The organism is Salinimicrobium sp. WS361 (genome assembly GCF_050750585.1).
Classification (GTDB): domain Bacteria; phylum Bacteroidota; class Bacteroidia; order Flavobacteriales; family Flavobacteriaceae; genus Salinimicrobium.
This window is the reverse complement of record NZ_JBOJLM010000017.1, coordinates 16,163-34,200: the sequence shown is the minus strand read 5'-3', so window position 1 is coordinate 34,200 and position 18,038 is coordinate 16,163. Positions and strand designations below refer to the sequence as shown.

12 protein-coding genes are annotated in these 18,038 nt (G+C 41.5%); 6 read left to right on the top strand and 6 right to left on the bottom strand.

The features are described from left to right. Window positions 1–43 precede the first annotated feature (43 nt). Genes ACQ93I_RS14485 through ACQ93I_RS14475 form a run of 3 tightly spaced genes read right to left on the bottom strand, consistent with a single transcriptional unit; the run spans window position 44 to window position 2,965 of the window. Window positions 44–781: a DUF4369 domain-containing protein gene (locus tag ACQ93I_RS14485; RefSeq protein ID WP_431699122.1), complete on the bottom strand. Its 738-nt coding sequence runs from the start codon at window positions 779–781 to the stop codon at window positions 44–46. A gap of 54 nt (window positions 782–835) precedes the next feature. Then, the gene (locus tag ACQ93I_RS14480; protein ID WP_431699121.1) at window positions 836–2,101 is read right to left on the bottom strand and encodes a DUF819 domain-containing protein; all 1,266 of its coding nucleotides are present in this window, start codon (window positions 2,099–2,101) and stop codon (window positions 836–838) included. A 51-nt stretch (window positions 2,102–2,152) separates the two neighbouring features. Then, the gene (locus ACQ93I_RS14475; RefSeq protein ID WP_431699120.1) at window positions 2,153–2,965 is read right to left on the bottom strand and encodes an HAD family hydrolase; all 813 of its coding nucleotides are present in this window, start codon (window positions 2,963–2,965) and stop codon (window positions 2,153–2,155) included. Window positions 2,966–3,139: 174 nt separating this feature from the next. Between ACQ93I_RS14475 and ACQ93I_RS14470 the strand changes: the two genes are divergently transcribed. After that, on the top strand, window positions 3,140–3,919 hold the full coding sequence (locus ACQ93I_RS14470; RefSeq protein ID WP_431699119.1) for a S1/P1 nuclease: 780 nt from the start codon (window positions 3,140–3,142) through the stop codon (window positions 3,917–3,919). A gap of 278 nt (window positions 3,920–4,197) precedes the next feature. Beyond that, window positions 4,198–6,405 (top strand): response regulator, encoded by a 2,208-nt coding sequence (locus ACQ93I_RS14465; RefSeq protein ID WP_431699118.1) that lies wholly within the window; start codon window positions 4,198–4,200, stop codon window positions 6,403–6,405. Between the two features lie 128 nt (window positions 6,406–6,533). Here the strand turns inward: ACQ93I_RS14465 and htpG are convergent, their stop codons facing one another. Then, window positions 6,534–8,420 (bottom strand): molecular chaperone HtpG, encoded by a 1,887-nt coding sequence (gene htpG, locus ACQ93I_RS14460; RefSeq protein ID WP_431699117.1) that lies wholly within the window; start codon window positions 8,418–8,420, stop codon window positions 6,534–6,536. 222 nt (window positions 8,421–8,642) lie between these two features. On the opposite strand from htpG, the gene ACQ93I_RS14455 reads away from it, so the two are divergent. The 3 genes from ACQ93I_RS14455 to ACQ93I_RS14445 all read left to right on the top strand — a co-directional run bounded on the left by ACQ93I_RS14455 (window position 8,643) and on the right by ACQ93I_RS14445 (window position 11,408). Continuing rightward, window positions 8,643–9,317, top strand: coding sequence for a TetR/AcrR family transcriptional regulator (locus ACQ93I_RS14455; RefSeq protein ID WP_431699116.1), 675 nt, complete (start codon window positions 8,643–8,645; stop codon window positions 9,315–9,317). 78 nt (window positions 9,318–9,395) lie between these two features. After that, the gene (locus tag ACQ93I_RS14450) at window positions 9,396–10,703 is read left to right on the top strand and encodes an ABC1 kinase family protein (RefSeq protein ID WP_431699114.1); all 1,308 of its coding nucleotides are present in this window, start codon (window positions 9,396–9,398) and stop codon (window positions 10,701–10,703) included. Between the two features lie 180 nt (window positions 10,704–10,883). Then, window positions 10,884–11,408 (top strand): hypothetical protein, encoded by a 525-nt coding sequence (locus ACQ93I_RS14445; RefSeq protein WP_431699113.1) that lies wholly within the window; start codon window positions 10,884–10,886, stop codon window positions 11,406–11,408. Window positions 11,409–11,530: 122 nt separating this feature from the next. Here ACQ93I_RS14445 and ACQ93I_RS14440 read toward each other — a convergent pair whose 3' ends face one another. Further along, entirely contained in the window at window positions 11,531–13,996 is a 2,466-nt protein-coding gene (locus ACQ93I_RS14440; protein WP_431699112.1) for a prolyl oligopeptidase family serine peptidase, read from the bottom strand. Window positions 13,997–14,232: 236 nt separating this feature from the next. On the opposite strand from ACQ93I_RS14440, the gene ACQ93I_RS14435 reads away from it, so the two are divergent. Next, window positions 14,233–15,243 carry a 3-oxoacyl-ACP synthase III family protein gene (locus ACQ93I_RS14435; RefSeq protein ID WP_431699111.1) on the top strand — a complete coding sequence of 337 codons (1,011 nt, stop codon included), beginning with the start codon at window positions 14,233–14,235 and terminating at the stop codon, window positions 15,241–15,243. Between the two features lie 109 nt (window positions 15,244–15,352). Here the strand turns inward: ACQ93I_RS14435 and ACQ93I_RS14430 are convergent, their stop codons facing one another. After that, window positions 15,353–17,719 carry a TonB-dependent receptor domain-containing protein gene (locus ACQ93I_RS14430; protein WP_431699110.1) on the bottom strand — a complete coding sequence of 789 codons (2,367 nt, stop codon included), beginning with the start codon at window positions 17,717–17,719 and terminating at the stop codon, window positions 15,353–15,355. Window positions 17,720–18,038 lie beyond the last annotated feature (319 nt).

Sequence of the window (18,038 nt, the reverse complement as noted above, 5' to 3'; positions counted from 1 at the left end):
AATAGTGTCTTAAGACAGCCTTATATATTAATTATCGCGAGTACTATGCCTGCGAGGCCGTGTCTTCACTGGCAGCTTTTTCCTGTGCTTTACGTTCTTCCAGGAATTCCTCCAGACTCTTTCCGTAGAGAGATTCTTTTACTTCAGGAGTAAGGGATTTGTAAATAGTGTCCAGGTATTTTATGTTGGCGTCATAGACTTCAGAAATAGCAAGATAAGGTGCTATTTCAAGGTCTTTATTGTTTAGGGCAAAGTTCACGGTAAAAAGATATCTCCTTCTTAGCAGCTTATCATATTCAGCGTTGGCCGAGTCGAGTGACTGGGCGTTCTCTTCCTGTTGGGCTTTTATACTTTGCTGGACAAGTTCAAGGTTGCGCGTGTTGAACCTGTTCATCATAGATTGGTACTCCATAAGTTTCTTTTGATTCTCAGATCCTTCCACTATGGCATCCTTTTCAAACTTCTTAAGAGTAGTATTGATGATCATTTCTCCCGGTTCAGCAAAAAACATCACCCGGTCATCATAAATATTGTTGTCTTTTTTATTGAGGTACAGGTACAGGATTTGCGGACTCTCAATAGAGGCTTCAAAAGAGAAGGTCTCATTTCCCTTTACGACTACAGAGTCAATGCTTACAAGACTGGTGTCTTCAACTTTTTGTAGATAGAGGGTTCCTTTCTTAAGTCCCTGGACTTTTCCTGTAATCTTAAGGTTGTTTTCTTCAGAAGAACAGGCCGCCAATAGAAGGGTGGCGAGCACTAATAATGCCGTTTTTTTCATTTAAATTATGTGTAAAAAAGTGTGCGTAAATATCCTAAAAAAATCTCTTTAATCTTAGCTTCCGGCAGCAATCTGCATTAAAATTGTACTCAAAATAGCGCCGTAAGTTCCCACAACATATCCAAATACGGCCAGCAATACACCAACAGTGGCCAGTGAAGGGTGAAAGGCTGCAGCAACAACCGGTGCAGATGCTGCCCCGCCCACGTTTGCCTGGCTTCCCACAGCGAGGAAGAAGTAGGGAGCTTTAATGAGTTTGGCCACAAGAATAAGTAAACCGGCATGAATTCCCATCCAGATAAGTCCTATCCCAATAAGTCCCGGGTTATCAAAGACCATGGTGAGGTCCATTTTCATACCAATGGTAGCCACGAGAAAATATATAAAAACACTTCCCAGCTTACTGGCCCCGGCACCTTCATATTCTTTCGCCCTTGTAAAAGAAAGAAAGATTCCTACTACAGTTGCAATAGAGATCATCCAGAAAAAGGAAGATGCAAAAGAAGATAATGCCGATTTATTATCCCGGAAAGCTTCAAAATTAGAAGAAAGAAAAGCCGAAATACCATCGGCACTCCAGTGAGCAAAGCCAACTGCACCAAATGCGAGGGCGAGCATGATCATAAGATCTGCGAGTGATGGATTGCGGGTAACACTGTCGGCATAAGCGGTGACTTTTTTCTTCAGGCCTTCTATAGCCGAATTGTCTGCGCGAAGCCATTCGTCAATCCTGTCACTTTTGCCAATTCCCATGAGGAGAATCGCCATCCATAGATTGGCTACCACAATGTCCACAAGCACCATTCCGCCATAAAGATCGGGGTTGTACTCAAAGATCTCGAGCATGGCAGCCTGGTTGGCACCACCACCAATCCAGCTTCCTGCAAGGGTTGAGAGTCCTCTCCAAACTGCATCGGGGCCCACACCTCCCACAGTTTCGGGCGAGAAGGTAGAGATGATAAGAATAGCAATAGGTCCGCCAATAATGATCCCAATGGTTCCTGTGAAAAACATGATGAGTGCTTTTGGCCCCAGGTTGAATATGGCTTTAAGATCTATACTCAAGGTCATTAATACCAGGGAAGCCGGTAGCAAATAGCGACTGGCTACAAAGTACAGGTTTGAAGTCTCGTCAGAAATTATGTTCAGCGAGTTTAGGATTGCCGGAATGAGGTAACACATCAACAACGCCGGTACTACTTTGTAGAATTTATACCAGAAACCTTCTTTTTTGGAAGAAGTGAAGAATACGAAACCAAGGGCCAGCATTAGTAGTCCTAACACAATAGCATCATTGGTAAAAAGGGGAAGATTGTCCATAAATTGCCTTTAAAAAGCGGCAAAATACGACATTTAGAAGTGTCTTAAAAATTAGTTAAGCTTAAAGAGCTGTTGTAAACTTTTGGCTACCCCATCTTCAGTATTGTGGTGAGTTACCTGCCTGGCAATTTTTAAAATTTCGGGCCTTGCATTTCCTACTGCAATTCCCATTCCTGCAGCTTCAAGCATGTCAAAATCATTATAATTATCACCAAAAGCGATGGTTTCTTCCATTTCGTAATTAAAATGATGCTTCAGCAGATATTTTACAGCCGTAAGTTTAGAAACTTCCTTGTTTGTCACTTCCAGATAAGTGTCTTTAGAACGGTACAGGTGTAATTGATCCTGATACCTCTCAAAAAGGTGTTTTTCAACAGCATTTATTTTTTCTGCTGTGCCCATACACATAATTTTATGAGCCCCTGTTTCGCCGGGTTTCCAATCTTGAAGCACCTCGTGTGTGGGTTTAACCTGCGGAGTTACGCGGGTATTGTTTTCTTCTCTTTTGGCCCATTCATCCATTTGCGGTACATACCAGTCTTTGTCATTGTAGAGGCTGAGATGACAATTTAAACTGCTGTTGAAGTGATGCAGGTCATTTATAATGCTCCACGGAATTTCTTTAGACTGCACAGGTTGCCCTTCTATATACATCAAAGCTCCGTTATAGCAAATAAGCGGTTGGTGAGAAATATTTAGCTCTTCCTGAAGGTGTGTCATTGCCTGGGGCATTCTGGAAGAAATAAGCACTACGGGCAGCTCTTTAGGGAGTTGACCAAAGACTTTTAAGGTGAGCTGTGATAGTTGCCGGTCTTTATTTAGAAGCGTACCGTCAATATCTGAAAATATAATTTTATACTTCATTTTGTAGATTGAAAGAGGGGCATAAAGCCAAAGGTGTACCTTCGGTAAAGGTAGCATTTCGGGCTTTTCTTTACAAGCCTGTTCAAAAATGGCAAATCGAGGCAGGATTTTTGAAGATGCTCCAAATAATGCTTGCCTTTTTCTATATTTACGCACCCAAAAATTCAACTTTATATGAAAATTTATTTACTTGTTACAGCCTTTCTTTTTACCAGCTTTACTTTTGCGTCAGATAGTGATTGGGGCAGAACGGGGCACAGAGCTACGGGTGAAGTAGCCGAACAACATTTATCCAAAAAAGCGAAGGCTAAGGTGCGGGAGCTCCTTGATGGTATGAACCTGGCTTTTGTATCTACTTTTGGTGATGATATTAAGAGTGATCCGGCTTACCGCAAATACAGTCCGTGGCATTATGTAAATCTTGAACCCGGTGAGACAGCATATTCTGAAGAAAAAGCGAATCCTGATGGTGACCTGGTACATGGAATAAATACTGCTATTTCAGTTTTAAAAGATAAGAATGCCTCTAAGGAAGAAAAGGAATTCCACCTGAAGTTGCTTGTACATTGGTTAGGAGATTTACACCAGCCTATGCATGCCGGGCGTGGTGAAGATAAAGGTGGAAACGATATACAGGTAAGATGGTTTGGAAGCGGTTCAAACCTTCACCGGGTGTGGGATAGTGAAATGATCAACGACTTTGATATGAGCTATACCGAACTTGCCCACAATACAGATAAGCTCTCAAAAGAAGAAATCCAAAAAATCCAAAAAGGTTCTGTGCTTGACTGGATGTATGAATCAAAACAACTTGCCAATAGAGTTTACGACTCAGTTGAAGTAGGTGAAAAACTTGGATATAAGTATATGTATGAGTGGTTCCCTGTAGTTCATGATCAGGTTCAAAAAGGCGGAATTAGACTTGCCGCTATCCTGAACGACATATATAAATAATACTTTGCCAGAGTAGAAGGGAAACTGCCTTAAAAGCTATTTCAATGCATCAGGATCATTCTGGGTTTAAAAACTCTGATAAATGCTGATGTGAACACGTTACAAACGTTGAAAGAAGTTGGCTTTTAAGGCAGTTTTTTTGATTATCAGCATTTCCTTTTGAGAAGCATTAACAATATTTTTATAAGTTTTAATAAAACTTTAAAATCTATTGCATAAGATGCTAAAAATAAATAATTTGGCTTTCCCCATTTTATCGAACTTAACATGTTGCAGCATTGAACGCAAAATTCATTTCTCTTTGCTTCGCAGTATGGGTGTCGGGCTTAAGCCTTGCCCAAACTGAAGAAGAGATTTCGCGTGACAGTATCCGGGAATTACTGGATCTGTCTACCGGGGCTATGTATGAGTACGAGTATAGCAAAGCCATAAACTACTCTCTTCGCTTAATACAATTAGCAGAGAAAAAAGAAGACTACTACAATCTTTACCACGGTTACAACAACCTCGGGATTACTTATGACGAGTTGCTGGACACCATACGGGCCCGAAAGAGCTATGAAAAAGCTTTGGAGTATGCCGAGCTCGTCCATAACGATACTCTTTTATGGTGGGCCTATAATAACCTGGGTAATATTTTTACTTCCAATAAGGAAACGATTGAGCAGGGGTTTGCTTACTATGATAAAGCCATAGAAGCCGCTTCACACCTCAATGATCCCGACAGCAGGGCCACGCCATTACTCAACAAGGGGTGGACCTATCTCGACCTAAAGAGGTATGATGAGGCATACCCGTACCTGTTGAAGGTAGAAAAGATCATTAAAGATTTCGAAGACCCTTTCATTCATACACAGTTAGCTTCGCTTTTTGGTATTTACCATTCCGGTAAAAATAATTACGAAAAATCCAGGAAGTACTTCGAGGAGGCTATAAAGATCGCCGAGAAAGATTCTCTTATTCTTGATGCTGTTACTGCTTATGACGGGTACGCCAAAGTTCTCTTCAAAAATGGGGAATATGAAGAGGCTTACAGGGCACTTGGAAAATACGTGGAATATGATGCTTCGCTTTACGAAAAAGAAAAACTGAAGCAAATGGAAGCCGCCCAGGCTCGTTTTGAAACTCAGCAATATCGAGAGAACCTGGAAACTGCTGAAAGAGAACAGCTCTACAAGGATCAGGTAATTGAGAAATCTGAGCAGATTACTGCAATTATGCTTATTTCGATTACCCTAATGCTTCTGTTTATTCTACTCCTTATTAGAAATAACAAGTCAAGGAAGAAGCTAATTCATCAGCTAAAAGATAAAAATAAAGAACTGCTTTCAGCAAAAGAGAAGGCTGAACACTTGTCTCATTTAAAAAGCAGGTTTTTCTCTACCGTGAGCCACGAGCTTAGAACTCCGCTTTATGGAGTGGTAGGCCTAACATCTCTGTTACTGGAAGATAACAACAATAAAAAACTCGAGGGCGATCTTAAGTCTCTCAAATTCTCTGCCGATTACCTGCTGGCCTTAATTAATGATGTCTTGCAGATGAACAAGATGGAATCCCGCCTGGTTTCCCTGGAAAATACGCCTTTTAACATTCATGGTTTGATGAAAGGGATTGTAAAATCCTTTGAATTCACAAGGCATCAGAATTCTAACACGGTAGAATTACAGATTAGTGATAATATTCCGCGTACGCTGATTGGTGACTCGGTTCGTCTTTCTCAAATCATCATGAACCTTGTTGGCAATGCAGTTAAATTTACAGAACGCGGAAAGGTCTGGATAAAGGCGAACTGCATAAGCTGCGAGAATGGAAAATGTCTTATTTATTTTGAAGTTGGAGATACAGGAATGGGAATTCCTGAAAACAAGCAACAGGAAATATTTGAAGAATTCTCTCAATTAAAAGCAAATAACTATAACTATCAGGGAACAGGGCTGGGGCTTCCTATTGTAAGAAACCTGCTAAAATTGTTCAATTCTGAGATTCACCTTAAAAGTGAGGAAGGTAAAGGCTCTGTCTTTAGTTTTGAGATCCTTTTTGAAAAATCTGAAACAGAGGAAGCTGTTACGCAATCTGGCGATTTGGAAATATCTGAAGAAAGTGTGCTAAAAAAGGCACTTATCGTAGATGATAACCGCATTAATCAGGTAGTTACCCGGAGGATCCTTGAAAAACGGGATTTTGAATGTAAAGTTGCCGGAGATGGTTATGAGGCAATAGCACTTTTAAAGAAAGAAGATTTCGGACTGGTCTTGATGGATGTCAACATGCCGGGCCTAAGCGGGATGGAAACTACCCGGCTTATTCGGAAATTTAATCCTGAGGTTCCTGTTATTGCTTTAACAGCGGTAGAAATACAGGAGATGCGGGAAGAAATTCTGAATTCCGGAATGAGCGACATTATTGTAAAGCCTTATGACATTCCTACCTTCTTCAGTACAATCTATAGAAACCTGAAGGTTGCAGTAAACGCTGATGAGGAATAAATAACAATCTATATTCCCGGAGTCTCAAAAATGTCATTTTCTGGTAACATTTTTGGTGCAGGTACTAAATAAAAAAACCGCTTTCCTGTCACCAGGAGAGCGGTTTTTGATTTGTAAGCTTATTAGCCCTATTTGATCATATCAAAGCTGCGCTTAATAAAGGAGGTTAATTCTTCCCCTTTAAGGAGGTTTTGTGAAAGCCTGGCCAAATCAAGGGATTGTTTGATCAATCGCTCTTGTTTCTTCTCAGTTTTCGTGTTCAGAATTTCTCCAATAAGAGAGTGGTTGGTGTTTACCACAAGGTTATACATCTCGGGCATATTTCCCATTCCAAACATTCCGCCGCCACCTGTTTGCTGCATTTCTTTCATGCGTCGCATAAATTCTGGCTGGGTGATGATAAGCGGAGCTGCATTGCTGTCAAGGGCCTCAAGTTGTACCGTGTACTTCTCTTTTGGAACTACCTTCTCAAAATCGGCTTTGAGCTTTTCTTTTTCTTCTTCGTTTAATTTGGAGATCTTCTCTTCATCTTTTTTGATGAGGTTGTCAATATGATCGGAATCTACACGAACAAAAGACACTTTTTCATCTCCCATTTCCAGCTTTTGTAGCAGGTGAGATACAATTGGAGAATCTAGCAACAATACCTCGTAACCTTTCTCTTTGGCTGTTTCAATGTAACTGTGCTGTGCATCCTGGTTTGAAGCATAGAGAATTACCTTGTTACCATCCTTGTCGGTTTGGTTGTCTTTGATCTTCTCAATAAATTCTTCAAAAGTGAAATATTTGTCGTCTACAGTTGGATAAAGAGCAAAGTCTTTGGCTTTTTCAAAGAATTTATCTTCTGAAAGCATTCCGTATTCAATGACGATCTTGATATCATTCCATTTCTTCTCAAAATCTTCTCTATTGTTGTTGAACAGAGACTTCAGCTTATCTGCAACCTTACGGGTAATGTAGCTGGAGATCTTCTTAACGGCGCCATCTGCCTGTAAGTATGAACGGGAAACATTCAGTGGAATATCAGGAGAATCAATAACACCGCGAAGCATAGTCAGGAATTCAGGAACAATACCTTCAACATTATCGGTTACAAATACCTGGTTTTGGTAAAGCTGAATTTTGTCCTTCTGTATGTTCATGTCTTGTGACATCTTTGGGAAATACAGAATTCCGGTGAGGTTGAAAGGGTAATCAACATTGAGGTGAATATGGAACAAAGGCTCCTCAAACTGCATAGGATACAGTTCGCGGTAAAAATCTTTGTAATCTTTATCCTCAAGATCTGTTGGCTGCTTGGTCCAGGCAGGATTAGTATTATTGATAATATTATCTACTGTCCTGGTCTCGGGTTTTGCATCTTCGGGCGCATCTTCAGGAAGATCAAGCGTTTCTTCTCGGGTTCCAAATTTGATTGGGATGGGCATGAACTTGTTGTACTTCACAAGCAGCTCTTCAATCCTGTTCTCCTCAAGAAACTCTTTATCATCTTCATTAATATGAAGAATAATATCTGTACCGTGTTCTTTCTTTTCGGATTCTTCAAGGGTGAACTCGGTAGTACCTTCGCATACCCAGTGCGCTGCAGGCTCATCTTTGTAAGACTTGGTGATGATCTCTACCTTATTGGCCACCATAAAGGCCGAATAGAACCCAAGCCCAAAATGACCAATGATGCCACTGTCTTTTGCGCTGTCCTTATATTTTTCAAGGAATTCTTCGGCACCTGAAAAAGCTACCTGGTTGATGTATTTTTCGACCTCTTCTTTGGTCATCCCAACTCCCTGGTCGCTAATAATTAGTTGCTTTTTTTCCTTGTCTATCTTTACTTCGATAACAGGGTTGCCATATTCAACCTTAGCCTCTCCAATAGCAGTAAGATGCTTTAACTTGAGAGTGGCATCTGTGGCGTTAGAGATCAATTCGCGTAAAAAGATCTCATGATCACTGTATAGAAACTTCTTAATTAAAGGAAAGATGTTTTCTACAGATACATTAATGTTTCCGGTTGCCATATATTTTGGTTTATTTAATTTTTAGATTCTCCCAGAGAGGTCAAAAAAAGTACCCAACTCACCTTCGCTGACAAACTGGCAGCAGAGTAATTTTTCAGCTTGTTTTCCGACTAAAACTACGTCAGTATAATTCAGAAAAATATATTTAACAGAGTTTTGTTTAAAAAAATTACATTAAATTTAAACAAAATAACTACTTTTGAATAAGTTAATTAGAGCAAAATGGCAAAGACAAAACAAATAAAGGAACAGGAAAAGGCAGTAACGCAAGATCGTATCATTGAGTGGTACATGAACTACGTGCTTGAAAATGGAAAAGAGCCTGATACAGTTTACAAGTTCTCTAAAGATCATGAAATCTCTGAAGCAGAATTCTATGATTTCTTCGGAAGCTTTGAGGGTTTAAAAAAGGGAATTTGGGAACGCTTTTTTGAGCATACACTCCAGGTGATGCAAAAGAGCAGGGAGTATGACTCCTTTAGTAACAGGGAAAAAATGCTAACCCTCTATTATACATTTTTTGAAATGCTCACTGCCAACCGTAGCTATGTGCTTTTCACTTTAAAACATGAAGATTCAATCCTCAAAAATGCCGGGCAGCTTAAAGGTTTGCGGCGGGAGCTGAAGAATTATACCGCTCAACTAATTCGCGAAGGCAATCAGGAACAGCGTTCCGGAATTTTGAAAAGATCTGAAGCTGTTTTTTCTGAAGCTGCCTGGGTACAGATTGTATTTCTGCTGAAATTTTGGATGGATGACAATTCCCCTCAATTTGAAAGCACCGATGTAGCTATTGAAAAATCGGTAAATACCGCTTTTGACCTGTTTGAGAACACTCCTCTGGAAAGAGCGCTTGACTTCGGAAAATTTCTTTGGAAAGAAAAAATGTCACGATGAGCATAAGAGTTCATTGGGCGTTTACCCTCGGCAGGGATAACCCTACTATGCCTGCCGTTGGGTTTTTAATATAGATATATGAAAACAATAGATAAAATTCCCACCGGAAAAATAAGTCGTACCGGTAAGATGGTACAAACCGGTATTAAGCTGGGTGGAAATTACCTTAAATACTACTCAAAAAAGGCATTAAACGCTGACCTTTCCAGAGACCAGCTGGACCAAAGCAATGCCGAGGATATTTACGACGGACTAAAGAGCCTGAAAGGTAGCGCCCTTAAGGTTGCCCAGATGCTCTCTATGGAAAAGAGCCTTCTTCCCAATGCCTATGTAGAAAAGTTTAGCCTTGCCCAGTTTAGTGTGCCGCCACTTTCGGCACCACTGGTGAGAAAGACTTTCAAGAAATATCACGGGCAGTACCCTGATGAGCTTTTTGACACTTTTTCTCTTGACTCGGTCAATGCCGCCAGTATTGGGCAGGTGCACAGGGCCACAAAAGACGGGAAAGACCTGGCCGTAAAGATCCAGTATCCCGGGGTGGCCGAGAGTATAAGTTCAGACCTGGCGCTGGTAAAGCCTATAGCTACAAAGATGTTTAACCTCCAGGGCAAGGGCTCAGAAAGGTATTTTAAAGAAGTGGAAGAGAAACTCCTCGAGGAGACAGATTATGTGCTGGAAGTAAAACAGAGCATAGAAATTTCTCAGGCCTGTAAAAATATCCCTCACCTCAGGTTTCCAAAATATTATGAAGACCTTTCCAGTGAGAAGATCATTACGATGGACTGGATGAATGGGGTGCACTTAAGTGAATTTGCAAAACAGAATACCAATAAAGAAACTGCAAATAAACTGGGGCAGGCACTTTGGGATTTCTATATGTACCAGATGCATATCCTAAAAGCCGTACATGCCGATCCGCACCCCGGGAATTTCCTGGTGGATAAGGAAAATAATCTCATTGCGATCGATTTTGGTTGCATTAAGCGGGTGCCCGAAGATTTCTACAAACCGTATTTTGAACTTGCCGATAAGCAGAAGATCAATGATCCTGAATTCTTCAACGCTAAGCTTTTTGAGTTGGAAATTCTTCGGAAAGAGGATTCTCCCCGCGAAATTGAATTCTTTTCAGATTTGTTCTACCAGATGTTAAGCCTTTTTACCGCACCTTTTCAGAAGGAAGAATTTGATTTTGCCGATGAAGGATTCTGGACATCAGTAACAAGCCTAAGCGAGAAGTACAGCAAAGATCAGGAATTAAGAAAAATGAATGGTAACAGGGGGAGCAAACACTTCCTGTATATCAACCGCACCTTCTTTGGTCTCTATAATTTATTACATGATTTGGGAGCAACGGTTAGCATTAACAACTTCAAAAAATACTCCTGATTAAATAATATTCTTGTTACTGGCCGGAAATTCAAAGTTTCCGGCTTTTTCTTTTCCTGTTATTGTTAATTTAAATTCCTTCATTTCTCTGTTAAAAATATTAAAGTGCTTTAAATCAGTGTGCTTACGTGTTAAATTGAGCTTTAAAAGAAAAATGAAGTTTAATTTAAAACAATGAATATGAAGACGATAAAAGGAATTCTTTTAGCAATGTGCACCATCTTTGGAACAGCAGTTTACGCCCAGGATTTTAGTTCTTTTGACGCCGATAGCGACGGAAGATTAAATCAAACAGAATTTACCGAAAGAAACAATGACAACTACAATGACTGGGATGCAAACAGAGATGGCAACATTGACGACACCGAATTTACTGACAGGGCGTACCAGAGTTTCGATCAGAACAGGGATGATTTCATCGACGAGAATGAGTGGGATGAAGGTCTCGATACTGGGATAGGAGAATCTTTTGGAGAAGATGATTATGAGATTTTTGACACTAATCGAGATGGAATACTGGATACCGATGAGTGGGATGAAGGGATGAACACTAACACCTGGTTTGAGAGGTATGATGCAAATGAAGACGAGCTGATAGATAATGATGAGTGGAACATCTCTTCTTTTGACGATTGGGATGTCAATGATGACGGATTTGTAGATGAAACCGAATTCAACGATTATGACGCCTTCAATAGAAGGTAGTGTCATAAAATAATAAACAGAAAAAGGCTGTCTGAAAATCCCTTTTTTGACCCCTCTGAATTTGTTCAGGAGGACAATCAGGATTTCAAGACAGCCTTTTTTATGGTGTTAATTCCCGGGAATTAATTTTGTAAAACAGGAGATTGCTGTTCAATCTTCCCTTCCAGTTGGTCTTTGTTCTTTACGTATTTTTCAAGCCATTGATCCTGCTCCCAAAGCACATGTAGTACAGACTCTTTGGCGCTGTAACCGTGACTTTCTTTTGGAAGCATCACCAGCCTTGCAGTGGCGCCAAGACCTTTTAAGACATTGAAATACCGCTCGCTTTGCATAGGATAAGTCCCCGAATTATTGTCGGCTTCCCCGTGAATAAGTAGAAGCGGAGTCTTCATTTTATCGGCATGCATAAAAGGTGACATGTTGTAATAAACTTCAGGGGCTTCCCAATAGTTTCTTTCTTCGCTTTGAAAACCAAAAGGGGTAAGGGTACGGTTATACGCCCCACTACGGGCAATTCCGGCAGCAAATAAATTGGAGTGAGAAAGCAGGTTAGCCGTCATAAAGGCGCCATAACTATGGCCGCCCACCGCAACCCTGTCTCTGTCAATATATCCCATGGCATCTACAGCATCTATAGCTGCTTTACCATTTGCCACCAGTTGCTTTCTAAAGCTGTCGTTAGGCTCTTCGTTTCCTTCACCCACAATTGGGAAAGAAGCATCATCTAACACTACATACCCGCGATTAACCCAATAAACAGGAGATCCGTAATAAGGATAGGTGAAGTCGTTGGCAATCGAAGTGTTTTGAGAAGCTGAGTTCTTGTCTTTGTACTCGTGAGGGTATGCCCAAACGATCATTGGCAGTTTGGCAGGATTCTCCCTGTCATATCCTGCAGGCAGGTACAAAGTTCCATTGAGGTCAAGACCGTCTTCTCTTTTATAAGTAATAATTTCCTTACTTACATTTTCCAGGCTTTTAAATTGATTTTCAAAGGAAGTCACCCGGGTAAGGTCTTCGTCACTGTCAATATCCCGAATAAAATAGTTAGGATATTCTGTTGCTGCTTCTATGCGTACAAGGATTTCTCCTTCCTCCATATCTATAGCTTCCACAAGGGTTTCCTTCTTGTTATTGTATTTTGATTGATAAAGCCTTTCAGTCTCTCCGTTTTCAAGATCCAATCGATCTACAAAAGGATACTGGCCTTCGGGGGTAAATCCGTCGCCTAAAAGAAATGCCTTGTCATTTACCATTTTTAGCACCTGTTGCCCGTACTTGTTCTTTACTCTCACAAAACTGCCCGGGTCGCTGTAACGGTCCTGGTAGTTGCGGTCAAAAAGGATCGTAGGCTGCTGCCCTGGCTTAGACGGATTAAAAACGTAGGTGCGGGTATTCCGGTTGTTCCACCAGTAGTCATTGGCTATAGCTGTGTTCTTGTCACCCCAAATAATTCCGCTGTAGCGATCTTTGGTTTGAAGGATTGACTTTCCTTCTCCTTTAAAAGGTGCCTCAAGAAGAAATACTTCATCTCTAAATTCGGCTTCTCTTTCAGGATCACCGCCATCAAGAGCTTCTACGTAAACCAGTGTGGCAGGAGCATCATTTCTCCAGTTAAGATTTCTGCGGCCTTCTCTTTCAGCCATAAATCCCTTCGGAAGATCTTCAGTTAGCGGCACATCATTCACCTGGTTTACTTTTTTCCCATCCCTGGTGTAAATTACAGTTTCTGAAGGAAAACGGTAGTAAGGTACCAGGTATGAAAATGGCTTTTTTATGTTGCTCACCATGACAAAATTGCCATCGGGTGAAAAAGAAATATCGTCGTACATCTTTGCATCCAGCCATTTTGAAGTTGTACCGTCGAGGTTAACTTTTACTAATTCGGCACGTGCGAGTTGTTCGAAATTGAATTCATCTGTCGGATTTTTTAGCAGGTCCTGGTAGGTTCTATTCTGGGCTTCTTTCCCGTCGCTTACCGAAACTGTTGGCCCTGTAGGTACAGAAGTTTCGGGTTTGATCAGATTTTTTCTGTCCTGCGGAAGCATTTTTACCAAAATAGCCGAGTTGTCCTCATACCAGTTAAGCACATCTCTCATGTTGGCGTTAAGGCGGGGGGCGGTAAGTTTACGTGCGGTTGCAGTTTGTAGATCGGCTACCCAGAGTTCAACTCCTTCCGAAGTAGTGTGCGTAAATGCCATTTTTGATTCATCTGGAGACCAGCTGAAGTTGGTGAGACGCGGATTTTCTGGCAGGCCTTTTACCTGTAAAGGCTGATCTGCTTTCATCTCCTTCACCTGAATATTGTTAAAATATGTTGCCCGGCTGCTAATGTTGGTCACCGGGTTAATTCTTAATCCGCCAAGGCGCATTTCTTCTTCACTAAGCTCGGCTATAGATTTGAATTGATCTCGATACAGGAAAACAATCCTTTTAGCGTCACTGTCTATGAGGGTAGAAGGAGCCAGTGGTACATCTACAAGTTCCAGGATCTCCTGTGGCGGTTTTTGGTAGGTGAGGTTCTCTTGCGCAAAGGTTGCTCCCGTAAAGCAAATGATGGCAATGAAGTTCAAAATAAATCTTTTCATGGTAATAAATTGAATTTAGGTTGAAGATCACTGCACTGTCATAATGTTAATCTTTCTTATATTGCGCAGCAACTTTTTATTCATAGGGGGGTAAATACCCCGAGGCTTGCCTCGTTAGTAAATGTTGTAAAGTTTGAAAACGTGTTCCACTAAAATGCTCCGTGGGCTTGCCCCGGAGAAATTTACTAATTGCTAAATTTAATAGAAATAAATTATCAAAGCCTAAAAATATATACATGTATCAGTCTAAAATAGCGGGTCTTGGATTCTACGTGCCCGAAAATGTTGTTACTAACGATGATTTGTCCAAAATGATGGACACTAATGATGAGTGGATACAGGAGCGTACGGGAATCAAAGAGCGGCGGCATATAAAGAAAGGGGATGGCAATTCTACTGCCGTAATGGGAGCCAAAGCTGCCAAAATCGCCATAGAACGTGCCGGGATCTCTAAAGATGACATTGAGCTCATCGTGTTTGCCACCCTGAGTCCAGATTATTATTTTCCTGGTGGTGGGGTGCAAATCCAGGAAATGCTGGATATCGACACCTGCCCGGCCCTGGATGTGAGAAACCAGTGTAGCGGATTCATCTACGGACTTTCAGTCGCCGATCAATACATCAAAACAGGGATGTACAAAAATGTACTGCTTATAGGAAGTGAGAACCACAGTGGCGGGCTCGATTTTTCTACCCGCGGGCGTGGCGTATCGGTGATATTTGGCGATGGGGCAGGAGCCGCAGTGCTTACCCGAAGCGACCATAACGGCCAGGGAATACTTTCTACCCATTTGCATTCTGAAGGAAAACACGCCCTCGAACTCTCTTTAAAAGGGCCAAGTACCATGCACTGGGTTCCGCAGATCATTGAAGAGAATCCGCAGGGTGATGATATCATTTACTATCCCTATATGAATGGGCAGTTTGTTTTCAAAAATGCTGTAGTCCGTTTTTCCGAAGTAATTCAGGAAGGATTACAGGCAAATGGCCTTGAGGTTAAAGATATAGATATGCTTATTCCGCACCAGGCCAATTTGCGCATCTCGCAATTCGTTCAGCAGAAGTTTAGGCTTAGCGATGAGCAGGTACACAATAATATTCAACGCTACGGAAATACAACAGCAGCATCTATACCCATTGCATTGACCGAAGCCTGGGAACAAGGAAAAATTAAAGAAGGAAATACTGTAGTACTTGCCGCTTTTGGTAGTGGCTTTACCTGGGCCAGTGCGGTGATCAAGTGGTAGTAGTTTATTAAAAAGAAACAAGAGGCAAGAAGACTTGCACAGGTGTCAAAAATGTCAAAAATCCGCAGCTTTTCAGTTGCGGATTTTTTTTGGCTAATCAAACAAGGTATTAAAAAATTCCACCTCCATCACTGGTGTTGTCATCTCTTTGTTTCCTGGCAAGGGCTTTATTTTTGCCACCTCCAAAACGGTAGGAAAAGCCCAGGTATACTGTTTGGGAATCATTCCAAAAAGTTCCTTTCTGGGAGTAGGGCACATCAGTTTGAAAACCGAACTGCTGGGTGTCAAAAATGTCATTTACATTAAGGCTTATTGTGCCTTTGTCATTAAGAATATTGTAACGGGCACCGGCATTTACAAACCAGAATTCATCGGGATTGATCTGTAGCAATTCGGTGCTGCTGCGGTACATTCCGAAGGTTTGCAGGCTTAGTTTTTTGGTAACATCAAAGCTTTGGCTTAAGCGCAGGCTGTACATGCTGCTTTTTATCTCCCTGTAATCGGTTCCCACCACGCCTTTTTCGGTACTGCTGTATAATTCAAAACTCGGGTTAATGCTCCACCAGTTAAAAGGCTTGTACCTGCCGCTAAGTTCAAATCCAAAGGCAGTATTGTCATCCCAGTTTTCATAAGTGAGCAGTAACTTTGATGAATCCTGCGGGTCAATGAGTAACACCTGGTTGATCTCATCTTCGATAAGTCTGTAAAATACACCTCCCGTTATACTACCTTTTTTGAAGTTGTGAGTATAATTCATTTCTACGGAATTTGTGAACTGCGGGTCCAGCTCGGGATTTCCAACCTGCGAAAGCCTTGGCGTGGCAAATTCCCTCACCGGGTTTACCTGATTGAGCCCAGGGCGGTCTACACGTCTCGAATAACTAAGCTGCAGCGTTTTCATTTCGTCAAACTTATAAGAGGCAAAAGCTGAAGGGTACAGGGTCAAATAATCGGTTTCATAGATCAAATCGCCGTTGAGTACAGCTTCTACTTCATACTGTTCCAGCCTTGCGCCCAACTGGTAAGACCATTTTTTGAAGGTTTGCCCAAAGGTGGCGTACGTTGAGAGTATGTTGTTGTCGTAATCGTACAGCGTGTTCTCAAGATTTGGGCTGGTAGTGCGATAATCATTCCTGGTCCTTCTAAACCTCGCTTCAGCTCCAAGTTCAACTTTTGAGGTCTCTGAAAACGGATTCTCATAATCTACGTTAAAAGTGGAATTAGACAGCTCTTCTTCGGTGTTGTCCCGGTAGGAGTCGAAATCGCTTGCTCCTGTGCCACTGTACATATATTTGGCAATATCAGTTTCATCGGTGATACTGTGATCGGCTTCCAGGATGAGCTTATGGCCTTCAGCATTAAAATCATGGTTAAAAACAAAGTTGTAGGTCTGGGTATGGTTTTCCCCGTCAAAAAGAAATTCCTGCAACAGGTTTCTCTCATCGTTTTGCCCGTAATCTAACCTCACGGTACCCACGGGAGAGCCGTTGTAGATATTCTGATTGGTGTACACAGAAAAAGTATTGCGGTCATCCATGTAGTAATCCATCCCAAATTTGATGAGATAGGATTCCCTGTCATTCAAAAAGCTGATATTTTCGGTGTAATTCTGTGTGAAATTTTCAAGCTTTCCATTGTTCTCGCTTTCGCCGCCATTAGTCCCCAGGTTGGTGAAGAAGTTCACTTTGCCGGTGCGGTAGTTCATGTTGAGCGATGCAGTATAGCGGGTATAGTCGCCACGGGTGATGCCGGTGTTGAGGTTTCCGTTGAAGCCGAGGTTTGAATTTTTTTGCAGGATAATATTGATGATCCCGCTCATGCCTTCAGGATTATATTTTGCTGAAGGGTTGGTGATCAACTCAATGCTTTTGATAGAGGTGCTGGGAATTTGTTTTAAAAGCTGAGCGGCGGGAATGTTAGTGGGTTTTCCGTCTATAAGGATCTTTACATTGTCGTTGCCGCGCATGGAGATATTGCCATCCTGGTCAACAGCAAGGCTGGGGATGTTGTTCATGATCTCACTGGCCGAAGCTCCTGCCGTGGTAAGGTCTTTCCCTACATTCACCACCTTGCGGTCAATGCGTTGCTCAATAGTAGATCTCTCAGCTACCACCTCTACAGATTCGAGTTGGGCAACTTCGGGTTCAAGATAGATAGCTCCCAGATCAAATTGCCGTTTTCCACTTTTCACATTTACTTCGCGGCTAAAAGGTTTGTACCCCATGTACTGGATCTTAAAAAGGTAAATGCCGTCGCTGAGCTTTTCAATTGAAAAAGTCCCATCTATAGCAGTCACTGCCCCGGTAACCATTTCTCCTTCGGGCGTGGTCACGCTAATGGTAGCGTAGGGGATAGGTTCTTTAAATTCCTGGTCCATGACCTGTCCGGTGATGGTTCCCAGTTCCGTAGGATCAATGTGTGCTTCTGCGGAAAAACTTCCGAGAATAAAAATTAGCATTGCGATTAACTGTTTCATTGTTTGATTGATTTGATGATGGTTATTATTTAACCTAATACCTTGTATTGCATAATAAAAAACCATGATTTTCCGCAAAAAAGTATTCGGCTCTATTATAAAGACTGCTCAAAAACTGGTTTGTTACATTTAAACGCAGATTTTTTTCCAAAGCTTTTGCTGAAAGTAAAAAACCCATGCACAAAAAATGCATGGGTTTAGCACGGGGACATCAAGACACTAACCATCAATGTTCTGTTAAATGCCCTCAATGCGGGAAATATTTCTTACTTTAAAGACTATATATTTTTAGAATTGTTACAGCAACAAAAGATTATAA